The following is an 18,762-nucleotide window of genomic DNA, read 5'->3' as shown; positions in this document are numbered from 1 at the left end:
CGTAGATTTTACGCTCGACGATCATGGCGTCACGGTCAAAGCGACCGCGCGGACGGCTGGCCAGACCGGCGTGGAGATGGAGGCGCTCGCCGCAACGTCCGTCGCTCTGCTCACCATTTACGACATGGCCAAGGCGCTGGACAAGGCGATGGTCATCCGCGACGTCAGGCTGATCGCGAAGACCGGCGGCAAGTCGGGCGATTGGCGGCGACCGGAATGAGCCTGCTGCCGGTCGCAGAGGCGCAGGCCCGCTTGTTCGCTCTTGCAGAGCCGCTGTCGGCGGAGACGGTGCCGATCGGCGAGGCTGTCGGCCGCTGGCTGGCGCAGGATCTGATTGCCTTGCGCGACCAGCCCTGGGCCGATCTGTCGGCGATGGATGGTTATGCCGTGCGCGCGGCCGAGCATCCGGGGCCTTGGCGCGTGACGGGCGAAAGCACAGCCGGCGGTGCGACGCCCGCGCCGATTTCGGCAGGAGCGGCCTTGCGCATCTTTACTGGAGCGCCGGTGCCGCCGGGGGCCGACGCCATCCTGATCCAGGAAAACGCCACACGCGATGGCGACTTGCTCATGGCCAGCGCAGATCCCTTGCCGGTCGGTCGCCACATCCGTGCGCGGGCATCCGATTTCGCGCGCGAAACCCTGTTGCTGGACAGCGGCGCGCGCCTGGGCGCTGCTCAGGTCGCGCTCGCGGTCCTTGGCGGCCACGGCCGCGTGGCGGTGCATCGCCGTCCCCGCGTGGCACTGCTGTCGACCGGCAACGAACTGGTGCCGCCGGGGGCCGACACGCCGCCCGGCATGCTGCCCTCTTCCAATGCACCCATGCTGGCCGCGCTGCTCGCCGACCTGCCGTGCGACGTGATCGACCTTGGCATCGTTTCCGACGATCTCGACGCCATGACAGCCGCTTTTGCCCGTGCGACGCAGGCGGACATCATTGTATCGACGGGGGGAGCGTCCGTAGGCGACCATGACCTGGTTCGTCCCGCTTTCGCGGCGGCCGGCGGCGCGCTCGATTTCTGGAAGATCCGCATGCGGCCGGGCAAGCCCTTAATGGCCGGAACGCTGGGAAAATCCTTGTTTCTTGGCCTGCCCGGCAATCCGGTGTCGGCGATGGTCTGCGGGACGGTCTTTGTCGTGCCGGTGCTGCGCAAGATGCTGGGCCTGCCCGCCGCGCCCGCCGCACGGGTCGATCTGCCGCTTGGCGTCGATCTGCCCGCCAATGGGCCACGCGAACATTATATGCGTGCGATGGTCCGTGACGGTGCCGTCCTGCCCGAAGATAATCAGGACAGTTCGCTGCTGGGTATCCTGTCGCGCGCCGATGTCCTGATGGTCCGCCCGCCCCACGATGGGCCCCGCGCAGCCGGAGAGATCATAGGCTGTATTCCCCTCTGACGGTTGACACAAAACAGGAACATCCCTAGAACAAACCCCAAATAGAAACGGGGAATGTCCGGATGCTGACCAAAAAACAACTCGATCTGCTGGCCTTTATTCACAAACGTGTGCAGCGCGACGGCGTGCCGCCCAGCTTTGACGAGATGAAAGAAGCGCTTGATCTGCGGTCCAAATCCGGCATCCACCGTCTGATCACAGCGCTTGAGGAACGCGGATTCATCCGCCGCCTGGCGCATCGCGCCCGCGCGATAGAGGTAGTGAAACTGCCCGATAGCTTGGGCAGCCTGTCCGGTGCGGGCTTTACCCCGCGCGTGATTGATGGCGACCGCCCCGATGGGCCGCCCCCTTCTGCCGCGCAGCCGGTCAGCGCGTCGTCCTTTGATGTGCCGATGATGGGCCGGATCGCCGCCGGTGTCCCGATCGAGGCGATCAGCACCATGACCCAATCTGTCGCCGTCCCCGGCGGGATGATCAGCGGCAGCGGCGAACATTACGCTTTGGAGGTGCAGGGCGATTCCATGATCGACGCAGGGATCAATGATGGCGACGTGGTGATCATCCGCGAAACCTCTGTCGCGGATGATGGGGATATCGTGGTTGCGCTGGTCGAAGACCACGAGGCGACGCTCAAGAAATTCCGCCGTCACGGCAGCTCTGTCGCACTCGAAGCCGCTAACCCCGCCTATGAAACGCGGGTGCTGCCGTCGGATAAGGTCAAGGTGCAGGGGCGTCTGGTCGGGTTGATCCGCACCTACTGACGCTTGCTACCGCGGCGGCCTGTCCTTGGGCCATGCAGTCCACAACCGCGTGCCCGCCTTTTGGCGGGCCGTTTGCATTATGACCCGCCCCTTGTCGAGGGTGAGTGCGACTGCCCCCGTGGAGCGTAACCGGTCGGGGTCAAACACATCGCAGCCGCCCGTCAGCGGCGGATCGGGCACAACTGACAGCACGATGATCTGATCCGCACGGCACGCCCCGAACGCCGCCCGCGCGCGTTTGCCGGACAGGTGGATCACCTCTCGCCCCCCGATCTTTGGCCTTGTGGGCCAACGCGCTGCGGCCCGGGCCTGATCGGCGCCGTCGCCGTCATTCTCCAGCCAGTTGAGCGCGACAAAGCCTGCGCCTTTCGCCTTGCTTAGCGCACGGCCCGTGGGGGTCATCACCCCCACCAGACTGCCGGTGTCCGAGATCAGTACCGTCGGACGCTCGGCACCGTGCCACAATACCCCCGCCGCAGTCACGGCCCCCAGTCCGGCAAACCGCAACCAGCCCTGCCACAGCAACAGCCACAAAAACCCGAGCGCCAGCAGCGGCAGCACCCAAGGGCCGGGGGCGGCCACATGCCCCTGCGCCCCGTCGATCTCTGCCACGCCTTGCGCGACCAGCAAGATCCAGCGCAACCCTGCGCCCATGACCTGCAGGGGGATCCACTCTAGCCCCAGCGGAGCCATGACCAAGGCCGCCACGGCGGCCGGCATCACCAAGACCCCCATCAGCGGGACCGACAGCAGGTTCGCGGCCAAGCCATACTGCGCGATTGTGTTGAAATGGGCCGCCCCGATGGGCGCGGTAAAGCCCCCCGCCACAGCCGAGGAAATCACCGTCGCCACAGCCGGTGCCAGCCACTTCGGCCCAAGCGAGACCTCGGCGTTGCGCAACCAGCCAAAGATCGCAACCAACCCCGTGGTGGCGGCAAAGGACATCTGGAACCCCGGCCCCGTCAATGCCTCCGGCCGCAAGACCAATACGATCGTCGCTGCAATCGCCACGGCCCGCAGGGTCAGCGCCCGCCGCCCGATGATCAACGCGCCAAGGGCCACGGCGACCATGATGAACGCGCGTTCGGTTGCGACATTGCCGCCCGACAACAGCAGATAGCCGCTGGCCGCCACCAGCGCCCCAGCGGCTGCGATGCTGCGCGTGGGCCAGCGCAGCGCGATCCACGGCACCAACGTCAGCACGATCCGCAACGCGCCAAAGACCACCGCGCTCAGCAACCCCATGTGCAAGCCCGAGATCGCCAGCAGATGCGCAAGGTTGCTGGCACGCAGATCCTGCAGCGCGTCCTGGCTGATGGCGCTGCGGTCGCCGGTGGTGATCGCTGTGGCAAACCCGCCGATATCACCCGGCAAGATCCGCTGAATCTGGGCCGAGGCCGCCATGCGCGCCCGAAAGACCGCCAGCCCGCCATGCCCCGCCTCAGCCGGTGTCGCCGCTAGTAAGGGGGTGCGACTATACCCCACAGCGCCCAAGCCTGCGAACCAAGCATGCCGTTGGAAATCAAAGCCCTCAGGCTCGACCGGGCCGCTTGGCGGTGATAGATGCCCCGTGGTCATCACCCCCAACCCCGGCGTGATATCCGCGTCAAAGCGTCTGTCGCCATGCAAGGACACGCGCACATGCAGCGGCGTCCGAGGCGCAGAGACCCGTTCCAGCACAACCCGATCCAGCGTCAGCCGCAAGGCGTCGGACTGGCTGCGATCCACCGCCACGACGCGCCCCGCGATCGGGCCGTAATAGCGCCACCCCAGCACCGGCCCGCCGACAGCATGGGCACGCCACGCCGCCAGATCAAAACCGACCAACACCAAGGCCGCGCCCAACCAAACAGGCACTGCGACCTCGCCCGCCAGAAAGGCCGCAGCCCCCAGCAGCGCCGCCCCGCCCGCGACCCAAAGCAGGACGGTCAGCGAAGGCTCAACCCGCAGCGCAAAATAGCTGCCGATCCCCACGGCCAGACACACCGGCACCCAGCCGATCAGATGCCCCCGCTGTGCGCGCATGCTCTGCGCCATATAGGACAACAGCCCCATACTTGCCCCCGTTCTCTGCACTGGGTAGATAGTCGGGGACGCTATCTCCAAAGGAGTTAGCAAATGATAAACGGCACCCCGAACGGGCGTTTTCCGTGAACTTCTGCTGCAAAGGATCCTCCGCCCATGACAACGCCTGTCGTTACCCGTTTCGCCCCGTCTCCTACCGGTTATCTGCACATCGGCGGCGCGCGGACGGCGCTGTTCAGCTGGCTTTATGCGCGCGGTCGGGGCGGTAAATTCCTGCTGCGTATCGAAGACACCGACCGCCAGCGCCACACCCCCGAGGCAACCGAAGCGATTCTGCAGGGCATGGCGTGGCTGGGACTGGATCACGACGGTGACGTGGTCAGCCAGTTCGAAAACGCCCCCCGCCACGCCGAGGTGGCGCTGCAACTTCTTGCCGAAGGAAAGGCCTATAAGTGCTTTGCCTCGCAAGAAGAAATCGCCGCGTTCCGGGATCAAGCCAAGGCCGAGGGGCGCAGCACCCTGTACCAATCACCTTGGCGTGACGCCGCGCCCGAAACGCACCCCGACGCCCCCTATGTCGTGCGGATCAAGGCCCCGCTGACGGGTGAAACCGTCATCCGCGACGCGGTGCAAGGCGACGTGGTGATCGGGAACGACCAGCTCGATGACATGGTGCTGTTACGTTCCGATGGTACGCCCGTCTATATGCTGGCCGTTGTTGTTGATGACCATGACATGGGCGTGACCCATGTGATCCGCGGGGATGATCACCTCAACAATGCCGCGCGCCAGATGATGATATATAACGCCATGGGCTGGGACGTTCCCGTCTGGGCGCATATCCCGCTGATCCACGGCGCGGATGGCAAGAAACTGTCGAAACGTCACGGCGCTTTGGGCGCGCAGGAATATCAGGCCATGGGCTTTCCCGCGGCTGGTATGCGCAACTACCTCGCCCGTCTGGGGTGGAGCCATGGGGACGACGAATTCTTCACCGACGCCCAAGCGCAAGAATGGTTCGATCTGGACGGTATCCGCAAGAGCCCCGCGCAATTCGACCTCAAGAAGCTGGAAAACATCTGCGGGCAGCACATCGCCGCGGCGGATGATGCTGCATTGCGGCACGAGATCGAGGCCTATTTGACCGCTGCCGGTCTGCCCGCGCTCACAAAAGCGCAAGCTGACGGGTTGGAACGGGCGATGTATTGCTTAAAGGATCGCGCGAAGAAATTTCCTGATCTCCTTGAAAAAGCTGAGTTTATCCTCGCCGAACGTCCCATCCAACCGGACGAGAAGGCAGAGAAGCACTTGGACAATGTATCCCGTGGTATGCTGACTGAATTGACGCCGCAGTTGCAGAATGTTACTTGGGACAGAGAAACGCTGGAGGAGGCGCTGAACGGCTTTGCTGCCGCTCGGGACACCAAATTCGGCAAACTGGCGGGGCCGCTGCGCGCAGCACTCGCCGGGCGGGCAGCAACCCCATCAGTTTTCGATATGATGCTGGTACTTGGGCGTGACGAAAGCCTTGCCCGCTTAAACGATGCGGCTATCTAAGATATGCAAAAGCATATTCCTGATATGCACAACAATAACTGAGGGGCGGACCGTTTCGGTATCTCCCCAGTCGGCGGCATAACGCACGTCGATAAAACGATAGGAAGGGACTTCATGGCCGAAAGTACAAAATCCGCAACGTTGACCATTGACGGGAACAGCTTTGAACTGCCGATCTATTCCCCGTCGGCGGGCCCGGATGTCATGGACATCCGCAAGCTGTTCTCTCAGGCGAATGTGTTCACATATGACCCTGGCTTCACCTCGACAGCGGCCTGTGACAGCACGATCACCTTCATTGACGGTGACGAAGGCGTGTTGCTGCACCGTGGGTATCCGATCGACCAACTGGCCAGCGAATCTCACTACCTCGAAGTGTGCTACCTGCTGCTGTATGGCGAACTGCCCTCTGCCGCGCAGCTGGAAGAGTTCGAAAATCTGGTGACCAACCACACCATGATCCACGAACAGATGATCAACTTCTTCCGTGGTTTCCGCCGTGATGCACACCCGATGGCGATCATGGTCGGCGTTGTGGGCGCGATGTCTGCCTTCTACCACGACAGCACCGACATCAACGATGCGCACCAGCGCGAAGTGGCAACGATCCGTCTGATCGCCAAGATGCCAACGATTGCCGCGATGGCCTATAAGTACACCATCGGTCAGCCGTTCATCTATCCGCGCAACGACGTAGACTATGCCGGTAATTTCCTGCGCATGTGTTTCGCCGTCCCTGCCGAGGATTATGTCGTCGACCCCATCCTTGCCCGCGCGATGGACCGCATCTTTACGCTGCACGCAGATCACGAACAGAATGCATCGACATCGACCGTGCGTCTGGCGTCCTCTTCCGGGGCGAACCCCTTTGCCTGTATCGCTGCTGGCATCGCCTGCCTTTGGGGGCCGGCGCATGGTGGGGCGAACCAGGCATGTCTGGAAATGCTGAAAGAAATCGGCACACCGGACCGCATCCCTGAGTTCATCGCCCGCGCCAAGGACAAGAACGACCCGTTCCGCCTGATGGGCTTTGGTCACCGCGTCTACAAGAACCACGACCCACGCGCGACCGTGATGAAAGAAAGCGCGGACGAAGTGCTTGAGCTGCTCGGTGTCGAAAACAACCCGATCCTGCAGGTCGCGAAAGAGCTTGAAAAACAGGCGCTGGAAGATCCGTATTTCGCAGAGAAGAAGCTGTTCCCGAACGTCGACTTCTACTCGGGCATCATCCTCGAAGCGATGGGTTTCCCCACGTCGATGTTCACGCCGATCTTTGCGCTGGCACGGACCGTTGGCTGGATCTCGCAGTGGAAAGAGCAGATCAGCGATCCTCAGCTGAAAATCGGGCGTCCCCGTCAGCTGTATCTTGGCGAAACACCACGCGACTATGTGGATATCGAAAAGCGCTGAATGTCAGTACGTTAGTCAAAACGCCCCGCCCTCACGGCGGGGCGTTTTGCGTTTCACGGTGGGCTACCGTTGCCTGAAACCCAGGACAAAGAGAATCACCTGAAAGCCCGCCCAAAAGCGCCCCGTGATCAAAGCGCCTCTTTCCAGCCCACTGTTTCAACTCACTTTTCCCCATTTCGAAACCATAGGGTCCGAAATATGGCAGTTTTGTGTTGTTGTTTCCAAGCTGGGCATAATGGTCAAAATTGATTGACCAACTGCTCCGATCATCCCAGATTCATCGTCAATTCAGCGCAGGTTTACCCTGTGCGATGCACAGCAGACCCCAATACGCCCGCTGCCCCCCGCGGAAAGGATGACCGGATGAACAACCCTCGGCCTCGCCTGCAATGGGATAACGCGACCAGCCTAAGCTGCAAGACCGCACGGCATCACCCCGCGCCGCAGGGATCGTTCGTGCATGATATCGAACAGAAATGTGACCAGATCGCGGTGGTCTATGACAAGGGCCAGACGCCGCCGCGGATCACGGTCAAGCAAGTGTCCGGCAGCGTGCACACGGTGCTCGCCGACGGGATAGCGGTGGCTGTGGTTGCCAGCGCCTCGCGTCCGACCCTCAACCCCGATGACGTGTTGCTGGTCGAACGCTCGGTCTAGTGGGATTAGCGGCCCTCGAAGCTCGCGGGGCGTTTCTGCATAAAGGCCATCACGCCCTCTTTGAAATCACGAGATTGCCCGCATTTCCCTTGTTCCTGCGCCTCTAGCGACAGCTGATCCTCCAGCGTATTGTCCCAGCTGGCGCGAATGGCGTTCTTGGCAGCAGCATAGGCTGCGGTCGGACCTTGCGCCAGATGCGCCGCCTTGGCACGCCAATGGGCATCAAACGCGGCATCAGCCACCGCTTCCCAGATCATTCCCCAATCATCCGCCTGACGGGCAGAGATTTTATCCGCGAACAAGGCCGCGCCCATAGCCTTGGCCGTGCCCATCTGGCGGGGCAACGTATAGGTGCCGCCCGCATCGGGCATCAGACCAATGCGCGTAAATGCCTGCAGGAAATAAGAAGATTCCGTCGCAAAGACCACATCCGCAGCCAGTGCAAGGTTCGCCCCTGCCCCCGCCGCAGGACCATTGACCGCGGCGATCGTTGGCACAGGACAGTTTGTGATCGCCCGCAGCATGGGGCCATATTCCTCGCGCAGGGTGCGTTCCAGATCCAGCGAGCCCTTGCTGCTGCTGTCGCTCAGATCCTGACCGGTGCAAAACGCACGACCGGCACCGGTGATGACCACACAACGCGCGTCTTTGCCCGCTTGGGTAAACGCGTGCTCGATCTCTGCCCGCATTTGCGTGGTCAGCGCGTTCATCTTGTCGGGGCGGTTCATGGTGACCACGGCCAGCCCGTCGGTCAGTTCATAGGTCAGGGTTTGATAGTCCATGGCACGGGTTCCTCATCTAGATTTCCCCCGCACCTTACCCATACGACAGGCCACCGCCAGTGAAACCCCGCGTTATCGCTTCAGAATGTCGTCCAGCCGCGCCTGTTCTTGCGCGCTAAGCGGGGCCTGTTCCGCGGACGGTGCCTTCGCACGACCGCGCAGGTAGCCAAGCCCGACCCCAGCCGCAATCAACAGCATCAGCGGCCCCGCCGCCCATAACACCCAAGTCGATCCCCGCGCAGGCGGGTTCAGCAAGACATATTCACCATAGCGGTCGACGATATAAGCGACCGCCTCTTCGTCGCTATCGCCGGCCACCAGACGTTCGCGCAGCAGGATACGCAGGTCGCGCGCAAGGCTGGCGTTGCTTTCGTCGATGCTTTCGTTGCGGCACACAAGGCAACGCAACCCTTTCGACAAGCTCCGCGCGCGTTGCTCAAGTGCAGGATCCGAGAGCACCTCGTCCGGCTGCACGGCCCAGGTCGGCGCAACCGATAGCACAGGTGCTACAAGCAACATCAGGGCGAGGATCAGCGCCCTCATTCTGCAGGCACCGGTTTTGATTTCGCCGCCCCTGCCGCAACGCGGTAGCGCCGGTCCGAAAGGCTTAACACGCCACCAAGGGCCATCAGCGCGCAGCCGATCCAAATCCAGTTGGTCAGCGGCTTGACATAAGTGCGCACCACCCAGCCGCCATTTGCCTGTTCATCCCCGATCACGACATAGACATCGCGCAGCAGATTATAGTCGATCGCCGCTTCGGTCGTGGGCATCTGCGCCACGGGATAGAAGCGTTTCTCCGGTCGCAACTGCGCAATCTCTTCCCCGTCGTGGAACAGTGTCACGCTGCCGGTCGTCGCCGTATAGTTCGGCCCCTGGCCCTGGGTGACATCGTCCAGCTGCACGATGTAGCGCCCCACATCGTAGGAGTCCCCCAGCGGAACGGCGCGGATGTCATCAATCGACCACGCCGTCAGGCCAGCCACCCCCGCCATGGTCACCCCAAGGCCGGCGTGGGCCACCATCTTGCCCCAATCCGCGCGCGGCAACCGCCCAAGCCGGCGCAGCCGGTTACTACCGCGCCCCGTGCGCCCCCACAGGTCAACCACGGTGCCCATCACGATCCACGCGCCCAAGAACAACCCGAGCGGACCCAGCAAGCTACGCCCCGACTGCATCGCGTAGGCCAGCCCCCCAATCGCAATCGCCAATACAAAGGCGTAGCGTAGCGGCTTTAGCGCCCGCGAAATCACCGCACGCTTCCAAGGCATCGCCGACCCGATCGGCAAGATCAGCCCCAGCATAATCATGAAAGGTGTAAAGGCGGCGTTAAAAAACGGGGGGCCAACGCTCAATTTTCTGTCGAAGAACATCTCCGCCAGCAGCGGCCACATTGTGCCAATGAACACGACGAAACAGGCAACGGCGAGCAGCACGTTATTTACCAGCAAAGCCGACTCTCGGCTGACCATGCTGAACACGCCTTTCGCCTCTAGCGCGCTAGCGCGCGCCGCGAACAGAACCAGCGCACCGCCCATGAAAAACGCCATGATCATCAGGATAAACACGCCGCGTTCGGGGTCATTCGCAAAGGCGTGGACCGAGGTTAGCAACCCGGACCTGACGATAAACGTCCCGATCAGCGAGAAACCGAAAGCCAGAATCGCAAGCAGGATCGTCCAGCTTTTCAGGCTTTCGCGTTTTTCCACAACGATGGCGGAGTGAAGCAGTGCTGCCGCCAGCAGCCAGGGCATAAAGCTTGCGTTTTCAACGGGATCCCAGAACCAGAACCCGCCCCAGCCAAGTTCGTAATAGGCCCACCAGGATCCGAGCGCGATGCCGATCGTCAAAAACACCCACGCCGCCAATGTCCAAGGGCGCACCCACCGGCCCCAAGCGGCATCAATCCGCCCTTCGATCAAGGCGGCAACGGCAAAGCTGAAGGTCATCGAAAGGCCGACATACCCCAAATACAAAAACGGCGGGTGGAAGGCGAGCCCGGGATCCTGCAGAAGCGGGTTCAGATCCTGTCCGTCAAAAGGTGGCGTCGCCAGCCGCAAGAACGGGTTGGATGTGAACAGGATGAAGGCAAAAAACGCCACACCGATTGCGGCTTGCACAGAAAGAACCCGCGCCCGCAAAGTCGGCGGCAGATTGCCCCCGAACCACGCGGCCATCGCCCCGAATAGCGAGACAATGAGCACCCACAGCAGCATTGAGCCTTCGTGATTGCCCCAAGTACCGCTGATTTTATACAAAAGCGGCTTCATCGAGTGGCTGTTCAACACCACCAATCGCAGCGAGAAATCAGAGGTGACAAAGGCCCACATCAACGCCCCAAACGCCAGCAATGTCAGGGCAAATTGCGCCCCGGCGGCGGGCTCTGCCACGGCCATCCAACCGGGCCAGCGTTTATGGGCACCAATCAGGGGCACGACCATCTGAACGATGGCAACGCCGAAGGCGAGGATAAGGGCGAAATGTCCGAGCTCTGTAATCATACCCCGATCATAGAGCGGAGCACCGCCCCATACCATGCCCATTTACCGCGAAATCACGCGACTGTGCGCAGCAAAGCGTCGCAGGCCCCCCTTAGCCTGCAACTCTGCGCCAGTTACCCCGCAACCCTGCGCCAGTCCGCAAGCGCCGCGTTGTCCGATCTGTCGCGCACTGCGCTAGATACGCCTTCCAGATCCCGCAGCCCCCCTTCTTCAACACCATCAACACGCAGCGTTTCCAGCTCTTCGATATGCCGCATCACCGTTGGTGTCTGCGCGATGGTGCGCGCGATAGAGCGTTGGAACTCTTGAGTTTTTACCTGATGCCGCGCGCCAAAGTAGAAGGACACGACAACCCCCAGAAGCCACCATAACGGCTCTGGCACCAGCGACACGCCCTGCATCCGGCTGGCAAACCAGACCGGGTCAACCATCGCCGCGATGAACAAGCCCAAGGTACCAAGCGCCAGCGCGGGACGCGGTAGCCGGTTCAGCCCGTCCATGAAACGGTCAAACCGTCCCTTGCGGGGCACAGCGAATTCCGCCCCAAATTGCACCATAGCCTGTTCCCGCGCGGTCGCATCACGGCCGGCCGTCTTTTCCGCATTGGCGCGAAACACCTCGACCGTGTCGCGCACCACATTGCGGCCGTCACCAAAGACCAACGCAAGCGCGGTATCAATCATCCCCATGCCGCGACCCTTTCGTTAAAGTCACGGATGCTGAGATGGTACCGCGGTGACATGAATTCTTCAGCCCGTTTGATCCATCCTCCCTTCTTTCCGGCCCTTGTGCGGGCGTATTTGCGACTTGCGGGGCGCTGATCCGCCAGCCCAAAGTAATAGTTGCGCCGCGCCACGGCGTAGGCGTCCACCATCTGCGCAGGTGCAGCGGCATAGGCGCGCCCCGTAGCGCCAAGCGTTTGCGGTCCAAGCACCCCGTCCACGGCCACATCAAACCCCATATCTCTTAACAATCGCTGAAGGATCTTCACCGCATTCGCCCCCGCATTCACGTACATATCGAAAACGGAGGGCTGGAGCGGACGGGGCAGCTGCGCGATCTTGGGTTTGTGGAAGTAATGGGTGATGAATATCTCGGTCGCTTGATCTTGAGTAAGCTCTTGAACATCGGCGAGATTTACTGCGCCGTCACGGTTCACATCCAGCCCCAGCCGACGCAGCGTGTGGATGGTGACGCCGTGGTTCGTTGCCCCGCCCGGATCATCGGGGTCATTCACAAAGCCCCCCTCACGCGCGACGATGGACTTTGCAATTTCCTCAACAGTTTGCATCAAATTGGCCCTTCTTGCAGGTTGCACTGCTGCAAGAATGACGCCTCAGATGTTAACGAAACCCGGCAGGCCCGTACGCATCACCCCTCGGGGGCAACATAAACGCCTTGCTCTTTCAGGGCGTCGACGACCTCTTTCGGCATGTAGGTCTCGTCATGTTTGGCAAGGATTTCAGTCGCTTCGAAGGTGCCGTTGATGTAACGCCCTGTCCCAACCATGCCTTGATTTTCCTCGAACAGATCGGGCAATACCCCGCTGTAGGTCACAGGCACAACCGCGCCTCCATCGGTCACGGAAAAGCGGATCGTCAGACCATTCCCGCGCACAAGGCTGCCCTCTTCAACCAGGCCACCGATGCGGAAAACTTCTGTCGGGCCGGGGGGTTCGGCGATCACCTGACTGGGCGCGCGGAAAAAGTTGATCCCGTCGCGCATGGCATATCCAATCAGCGCCGTGGACAGCACAAGCGCCACGACCGCGACGCCGATGATCTGGATACGCCGTTGCTTTTTAAGACTTTTCATGCGCCCTCAGGGAAATAGCGGAGCCATCATCAGCCCCTCGACCTCGTCAATACCTAACATCAGGTTGGCGTTTTGCAACGCCTGCCCGCTGGAGCCCTTGGTCAAATTATCGAGCGCGGCAACCACAATGGCGCGGCCGTCGATCCGGTCTGCCACCACGCCGATATGGCAGAAGTTCGACCCGCGAATATGGCGCGTGCTCGGGGCCTCCCCCATGGGCAGCACCTCGATAAAGGGCTCTGCATCATAGGCCGCGGCAAGGGTTTTGTGGATCACCTCGGCGTCGCCTTTGACATAGACGGTCGCCAAAATCCCGCGGTTGGCGGGCACCAGATGCGGGGTGAACTGCACCTTGACCGGACGGCCGGCAATGGCGGAAAACTCCTGATCAAACTCGCCCAGATGGCGGTGCGTCCCGCCAAGGGAATATGCGTGATACCCCTCGGACAGTTCTGCATGCAGCAGGTTTTCCTTCAACGACCGCCCCGCACCGGACACGGCGCATTTGAGGTCAAGGATGATGTCGTCCAGATCAATCACGCCTTTTTCGATCAAGGGGCGCAGGGCAAACTGACCGGTGGCGGCGTTACAGCCCGTACCGGCCACAAGACGCGCGGATTTGATCTCTTCACGGTAGAATTCGGTGAGGCCATAGACCGCCTCTTTCTGCTGCTCCAGCGCGGCATGGGGGTTGCCGTACCACTTGGCGTAGGCCTCGGGGTCGCGCAGCCGGAAATCTGCCGAAAGATCGACGATTTTCAGGTCTTTAGGCAGGTTCGCGATGACCTCTTGGCTGGTTTTATGGGGCAAGGCGCAAAAGCACAGATCAATGTCCGAGAAATCGATCTCTTCAATGGTGACCAATGCGGGCAGGTCGAGATGGCGCAGATGTGGAAACACCTCTGCGATGGTTTGCCCCGCCTTGGAGTTTGCCCCCAAAGCTTTGATCTGCATAGAGGAATGGCCAGCGATCAGCCGGATCAGCTCGGCTCCTGTATAGCCGGAGGCACCAAGAATGGCGATATTATGGGTCATGTCGGGTTCCGTTCGGAAAGTGTTAGCAAATACGTGTTAGGCCGCTTGAAAGGTCAAGGGTCGTCGCAAGAATTGCGTGGCACGGCTACTGACCTTTTTGGGGTCGCCCGTGGTCAGGAAAGCCGCCTCGCCCGTGCCTAGCATATTGGGGTGACGCTTAAGATAGTCGCTCAGACTATGGGCGACCAGATTGGCTTGGCTGAACACTTTGACATCGGGGCCAAGCGCGTCCTGAAAGGTTTCCTGCATCAGCGGGTAATGGGTGCAGCCCAGAATGGCAGCTTCGGGCGCGGGCATCTTGCGTTTCAGCGCGTCCACATGGCTGCGCACCAGCGCTTCGGCGAGGATGAAGTCACCATCCTCGATCGCATCGACGACACCCCCACAGGCCTGCGCTTCGACATCGACGCCGATCGCCCGAAAGGCCAGTTCCCGCTGGAACGCACGGCTTGCCACCGTAGCGGGCGTCGCAAACAGCGCCACGTGCTTTAGATCCACCTCGCGCGGGGGGGAATTGTCGCCCCATTGGCGTTCTGTCATCGCCTCGATCAGCGGGACAAAAACACCCAACACGCGCTTGTCCGACGGGATCCACCCTTCCTGCATCCGGCGTAGCGCCGCGGCAGAGGCCGTGTTGCACGCCAAGATCACCAGATCGCAGCCCGCATCGAACAGACGCTGGGTTGCCGCAGTGGTCAGGTTATAGATGTCATCCGCGTTACGCACACCGTAGGGCGCATGGGCGCTATCGGCCAAATACACGAAATCCACATCCGGTAGCTGCGCCTGCACGGCATCCCAAACGGTCAGCCCACCTAGCCCAGAATCGAAAATACCAACTGCCATAACACCTTGCCGTCACCTGTCGGCACGATGCCGATCTTCAAATTCAAACCCCAGATCAAAGGATTTTGCCGGGTCTGGTGACAACTCATACGTCGCTTTGCGCAGGAAATCCATCATAGCTTTTGCGTCTTTTGCCATGGGGTCCAGCACGTTTCTGCCGATGGGTTCGCCGATGACCACGCGCACGGGCGTGTCGACGCGTTTGCGGAATTCCTTGATCAGCAGCCCCATGCGCAGGGTGTGATGCAGATGGCTGGCAATCTGGAACAAGCGGCTGGTGTGGCCGTCAAAGTAGATCGGCACGACGGTGGCATCCGATTTCGCGATCATGCGGGCGGTAAAGCTGCGCCAGCCCGGGTCCATGGGGCGCGAAAACGGCCGTGCGCTGGTGCTGACGGTGCCCCCCGGAAAGATACCAACCGCGCCACCCTGCCCCAGATACTCCAGCGCGGTCTTGCGCGTGCGCAGGTTCAGCGCCAGCGCGGCCTTGTCCTCGTCAAAACTGATCGGCAGCAAATGGCGGTTCAGGTCGGGCGCGCGGTTAAAGACCGAATGGGCCATGATCTTGAACCCGTACCGGCGGCGCGCCAACATATGCCCCAGCATCAACCCGTCCAGAATACCGTAAGGATGGTTCGCCAGCGCGATGACAGGCCCCGTTTCAGGGATGTTCGCCAGACTGCCGCCCACGACGTCAAGCGTCAGCCCATAGCGCTGCGCCATCACGTCAAAGAACCCCATCCCGCGCGCCATGTCGTCTTCATAGCCGGTTGCGCGTTTCATCAGCCCCAACCGCCCTGTACTATTCTCCATCAGCCGGATGAAGGCACGCGCGGGCCGCGACTTGGCGGAATAGGCATAGCTGATGTCACGCGCTGTCAGGGGCCGAAGATCGGGCTGCAAGAGGGTCAAGGTCGGTTCCTTTTCACGGGCTTTGCCTTGCCCTCTAGCAGTGGATCATGACAGTCGCGTGACAAACAGCCTATTCAGCCTACTCTGCCGCGCGCGAGGTTTGCGTGCCCCCTGACCGGATGACGGCCAGCAGCTCTTCGCGCCGCTTTGCGGCCTTGGCTTCATTCGCCTGTTTTACCGGACCAAAGCCGCGGATCTGCAAGGGAAGCTCTGCCAAGGCGACAATCGCGTCGTGGGTTGCGTCGGTCAGCTTGGGCAGAACGTCCTTCATGTCGGCCTCGTATTGCGTGATCAAGGACCGCTCCATCCGGCGTTCTTCGGTGCGGCCAAAGGGATCGAACGGCGTGCCGCGCAGGAACTTCATCCGCGCCAGCATGTTGAACGGCCCCTCCATCCACGCGCCAAAGGTCCGTTTCATCGGACGGCCATCCGCGCCGGTTTTCGACAGGATCGGTGGCGCAAGGTTGAAGGTCAGCTTGGGATCCCCCTCAAAGGCCTCTGCCACTTTGGCGCGGGTGGATTTCAACAGGCGCGCGACCTCGTATTCATCCTTATAGGACAAGAGCTTGTGGTAGCCCAAGGCCACGGCCTCTTTCAGGCGCGCGTCGGTAATGCCGTCCACCATGGTGCCATAACGCTTCGCCAGCCGCTTGCCCTGATAGGCGATCAGGTGGTCCTTGCGGAAGGCGATCCGTTCATCCAGCGTCTTCGGCAGGGCGACAACATTGGGTGTCATCACGCGCTTGGCATCTTCGGGGTGCAGCACGGCCCAACGGCCCAGTTCAAACGCACGCAGGTTCCGATCGACCGCGGCACCGTTCAAGGTGATCGCCTGTTGCAAGCTGTCCAGCGACAGCGGGATCAACCCCTGCTGCCACGCCGCGCCGAAGATCATCATGTTCGAATAGATCGAATCCCCCAGCGTCGCCTTCGCCAGATCAGAGGCATCAAACAGCGCGACGTCATCCTTGAGCCGCGCCTCAAGCGCGAGGGTCAGCCGGTCGTAGGGCATCTGGAACTCGGTATCGCGGGTAAACTCGCCCGTGATGATCTGGTGCGAATTCACAACCGCCCCCGTCCGCCCAGCGCGCGTCAGGCCAAGCGTCTTGGTCCCGGCAGAGACAACAAGATCGCCCCCGATCAACGCATCCGCTTCACCCGTTGCCACGCGAATGGCGCTGATGTCTTCGGGACGGTTCGCAATACGGCAATGGATATGCACGGCACCGCCCTTTTGGGCAAGGCCTGCCATCTCCATCATCCCAGCGCCCTTACCGTCAATCTGCGCGGCTTGCGCCAGCACGGCACCGATGGTCACAACGCCGGTGCCACCGACACCGGTGATCACCACGTTATGCGTGCCATTGATCGCAGGCAGGGTCGGCATGGGCAGGTCGGGAATCTTGACCTCTGTCGTGGGGTCCTTGCGGATCTTGGCCCCTTCCAGCGTCACGAAGGACGGGCAGAACCCTTTAACGCACGAGAAATCCTTGTTGCACGAGGATTGATCAATCGCCCGTTTACGCCCCAGTTCTGTTTCTTCGGGCACGATCGAGACGCAGTTGGACTGCACACCACAATCCCCGCAGCCTTCGCAGACATCCGTATTGATAAACACGCGCTTGTCGGGATCGGGGAACAGCCCCCGTTTGCGACGGCGACGTTTCTCGGCGGCACAGGTCTGGATATAGACGATAACGCTGACGCCTTTATGTTTGGCGAAATTCTCTTGCACGGTCTGAAGGTCTGCACGCTCGTACATCGGCACGTCGCCAAAGGCTTTTTCGTCTACGTCTTCTTTCTCGTCATAGACCACGGCGATATTCTTGACGCCCATGGCCTTCACCTCTGCCACGATACGCGGCGCGTCCAGATCACCTTCGTTGTGCTGGCCACCGGTCATGGCGACGGCATCGTTATAAAGGATCTTGTAGGTGATGTTCGTCTTGGCCGCGATGGCCGCACGGATCGCCAGATTGCCCGAATGGTTGTATGTCCCGTCCCCGAGGTTCTGGAACACATGGTCGCGTGTCGAGAATTTGGATTCACCGATCCAGTTCGCACCTTCCCCTCCCATATGGGTAAAGCCGGTTGTCTCGCGGTCCATCCATTGCACCATATAGTGGCAACCGATCCCGGCGTAGGCGCGGCTCCCCTCTGGGAGCTTGGTTGACGAGTTATGCGGACAGCCCGAACAGAAGTAGGGCACACGCGCGGCGATGTCTTCGGCGTTATCGGCACGTCGTGCGGTATCCAGCGCTTCCATACCCGCCTTGATGCCATCGGTGGTCCGGCCTTCCTCGATAAAGATACCGCCCAGCTTTTCGGCAATCCAGATCGGGTCCAGTGCGCCACGGGTGGGGAACAGCTCTTCGCCATGCTCCATCCCGGCACCACCGCCTTTGTGCCAGCCATAGACGCGGCGATGCGTATCCGAGAACAATGCCTCTTTGATCTGCACCTCGATCAGCTTGCGCTTCTCTTCCACGACGATCACCAGATCGAGCCCTTCGGCCCACTCATGGAACCCCTTCATATCCAGCGGGAAGGTCTGCCCGATCTTATAGAGCGTGATCCCCAGACGTTCGGCTTGGTTCTCGTCGATGTTAAGCAAACTCATGGCGTGGATCACATCCAGCCAGTTCTTGCCGGCTGCCGCGATGCCGATCTTGGCCCCGCTCTTGCCCCACATGCGTTTGTCCATCTTGTTGGCGTGGCTAAACGCCTCTGCGGCAAAGCGCTTATAGTCGATCATCCGCGCTTCTTGCAGATGCGGCGTGTCTTGCAGACGAATGTTCAGCCCGCCCTCCGGCATATCGAACTGCGGGGTGACCAGCTTCATTCGGTTCGGGTCACCATTCACGACCGATGTCGCCTCTACGGTGTCCTTCATCGTCTTGAGCCCGACCCACAGCCCGCTGAAACGGCTTAGCGCCCAGCCATAGATACCGTAGTCCAGGATCTCCTGCACACCGGCGGGGCTGACGACGGGCATATAGGCATCCACCATCGCCCATTCGGACTGGTGCAACACGGTAGAGGATTCACCCGTGTGGTCATCCCCCA

Annotated in this window: 17 protein-coding genes; 6 read left to right on the top strand and 11 right to left on the bottom strand. The window is 61.3% G+C overall.

Going from position 1 to position 18,762, the window contains the following annotated elements; all coding sequences use genetic code 11:
• The 3 genes from B3849_RS00450 to lexA form a co-directional block, all read left to right on the top strand.
• On the top strand, positions 1-220 hold a 220-nt coding region (locus B3849_RS00450; protein ID WP_286779690.1), incomplete at its 5' end, for a cyclic pyranopterin monophosphate synthase MoaC.
• Positions 217-1,395, top strand: coding sequence for a molybdopterin molybdotransferase MoeA (locus B3849_RS00445; RefSeq protein WP_286779689.1), 1,179 nt, complete (start codon positions 217-219; stop codon positions 1,393-1,395). The genes B3849_RS00450 and B3849_RS00445, both read left to right, overlap by 4 nt.
• A gap of 62 nt (positions 1,396-1,457) precedes the next feature.
• The gene (gene lexA / locus B3849_RS00440; protein WP_005853849.1) at positions 1,458-2,156 is read left to right on the top strand and encodes a transcriptional repressor LexA; all 699 of its coding nucleotides are present in this window, start codon (positions 1,458-1,460) and stop codon (positions 2,154-2,156) included.
• A gap of 6 nt (positions 2,157-2,162) precedes the next feature.
• Here the strand turns inward: lexA and B3849_RS00435 are convergent, their stop codons facing one another.
• The gene (locus B3849_RS00435; RefSeq protein ID WP_278425453.1) at positions 2,163-4,211 is read right to left on the bottom strand and encodes a ComEC/Rec2 family competence protein; all 2,049 of its coding nucleotides are present in this window, start codon (positions 4,209-4,211) and stop codon (positions 2,163-2,165) included.
• Between the two features lie 126 nt (positions 4,212-4,337).
• On the opposite strand from B3849_RS00435, the gene gltX reads away from it, so the two are divergent.
• From gltX to B3849_RS00420, 3 genes are all read left to right on the top strand, one after another.
• Positions 4,338-5,738: a glutamate--tRNA ligase gene (gene gltX, locus B3849_RS00430; protein ID WP_278425454.1), complete on the top strand. Its 1,401-nt coding sequence runs from the start codon at positions 4,338-4,340 to the stop codon at positions 5,736-5,738.
• Positions 5,739-5,852: 114 nt separating this feature from the next.
• On the top strand, positions 5,853-7,148 hold the full coding sequence (gltA, locus tag B3849_RS00425) for a citrate synthase (RefSeq protein WP_037944428.1): 1,296 nt from the start codon (positions 5,853-5,855) through the stop codon (positions 7,146-7,148).
• A 363-nt stretch (positions 7,149-7,511) separates the two neighbouring features.
• Positions 7,512-7,805, top strand: coding sequence for a hypothetical protein (locus tag B3849_RS00420; RefSeq protein WP_278425455.1), 294 nt, complete (start codon positions 7,512-7,514; stop codon positions 7,803-7,805).
• A gap of 5 nt (positions 7,806-7,810) precedes the next feature.
• On the opposite strand, the gene B3849_RS00415 is transcribed toward B3849_RS00420, so the two are convergent.
• From B3849_RS00415 to B3849_RS00370, 10 genes are all read right to left on the bottom strand, one after another.
• Entirely contained in the window at positions 7,811-8,587 is a 777-nt protein-coding gene (locus B3849_RS00415) for an enoyl-CoA hydratase-related protein (protein ID WP_005853861.1), read from the bottom strand.
• A 72-nt stretch (positions 8,588-8,659) separates the two neighbouring features.
• Complete coding sequence (locus tag B3849_RS00410; RefSeq protein ID WP_037944429.1) at positions 8,660-9,130, bottom strand: cytochrome c-type biogenesis protein; 471 nt, start codon at positions 9,128-9,130, stop codon at positions 8,660-8,662.
• Complete coding sequence (locus tag B3849_RS00405) at positions 9,127-11,088, bottom strand: heme lyase CcmF/NrfE family subunit (protein ID WP_278425456.1); 1,962 nt, start codon at positions 11,086-11,088, stop codon at positions 9,127-9,129. The genes B3849_RS00410 and B3849_RS00405 overlap by 4 nt, the downstream gene beginning before the upstream one ends.
• A 113-nt stretch (positions 11,089-11,201) precedes the next feature.
• Positions 11,202-11,777, bottom strand: coding sequence for a holin family protein (locus tag B3849_RS00400; protein ID WP_278374637.1), 576 nt, complete (start codon positions 11,775-11,777; stop codon positions 11,202-11,204).
• On the bottom strand, positions 11,768-12,379 hold the full coding sequence (locus tag B3849_RS00395; RefSeq protein WP_074634384.1) for a holin-associated N-acetylmuramidase: 612 nt from the start codon (positions 12,377-12,379) through the stop codon (positions 11,768-11,770). Before B3849_RS00395 ends, B3849_RS00400 begins: the two co-directional genes overlap by 10 nt.
• An 80-nt stretch (positions 12,380-12,459) precedes the next feature.
• Complete coding sequence (gene ccmE / locus B3849_RS00390; protein WP_278425457.1) at positions 12,460-12,903, bottom strand: cytochrome c maturation protein CcmE; 444 nt, start codon at positions 12,901-12,903, stop codon at positions 12,460-12,462.
• 6 nt (positions 12,904-12,909) lie between these two features.
• Entirely contained in the window at positions 12,910-13,938 is a 1,029-nt protein-coding gene (gene argC, locus B3849_RS00385; RefSeq protein ID WP_005853872.1) for an N-acetyl-gamma-glutamyl-phosphate reductase, read from the bottom strand.
• A gap of 36 nt (positions 13,939-13,974) precedes the next feature.
• Positions 13,975-14,784: a glutamate racemase gene (locus B3849_RS00380; protein WP_005853874.1), complete on the bottom strand. Its 810-nt coding sequence runs from the start codon at positions 14,782-14,784 to the stop codon at positions 13,975-13,977.
• Positions 14,785-14,796: 12 nt separating this feature from the next.
• Positions 14,797-15,696 (bottom strand): lysophospholipid acyltransferase family protein, encoded by a 900-nt coding sequence (locus B3849_RS00375; protein ID WP_278425458.1) that lies wholly within the window; start codon positions 15,694-15,696, stop codon positions 14,797-14,799.
• A gap of 79 nt (positions 15,697-15,775) precedes the next feature.
• The coding region (locus tag B3849_RS00370) for an indolepyruvate ferredoxin oxidoreductase family protein (protein WP_286779688.1) at positions 15,776-18,762 on the bottom strand (2,987 nt) is incomplete at its 5' end.

The organism is Sulfitobacter sp. UBA4523 (assembly GCF_002388305.1).
In the GTDB taxonomy this organism is placed as follows: domain Bacteria; phylum Pseudomonadota; class Alphaproteobacteria; order Rhodobacterales; family Rhodobacteraceae; genus Sulfitobacter; species Sulfitobacter pontiacus.
This window is presented reverse-complemented; position numbering and strand designations above follow the sequence as displayed.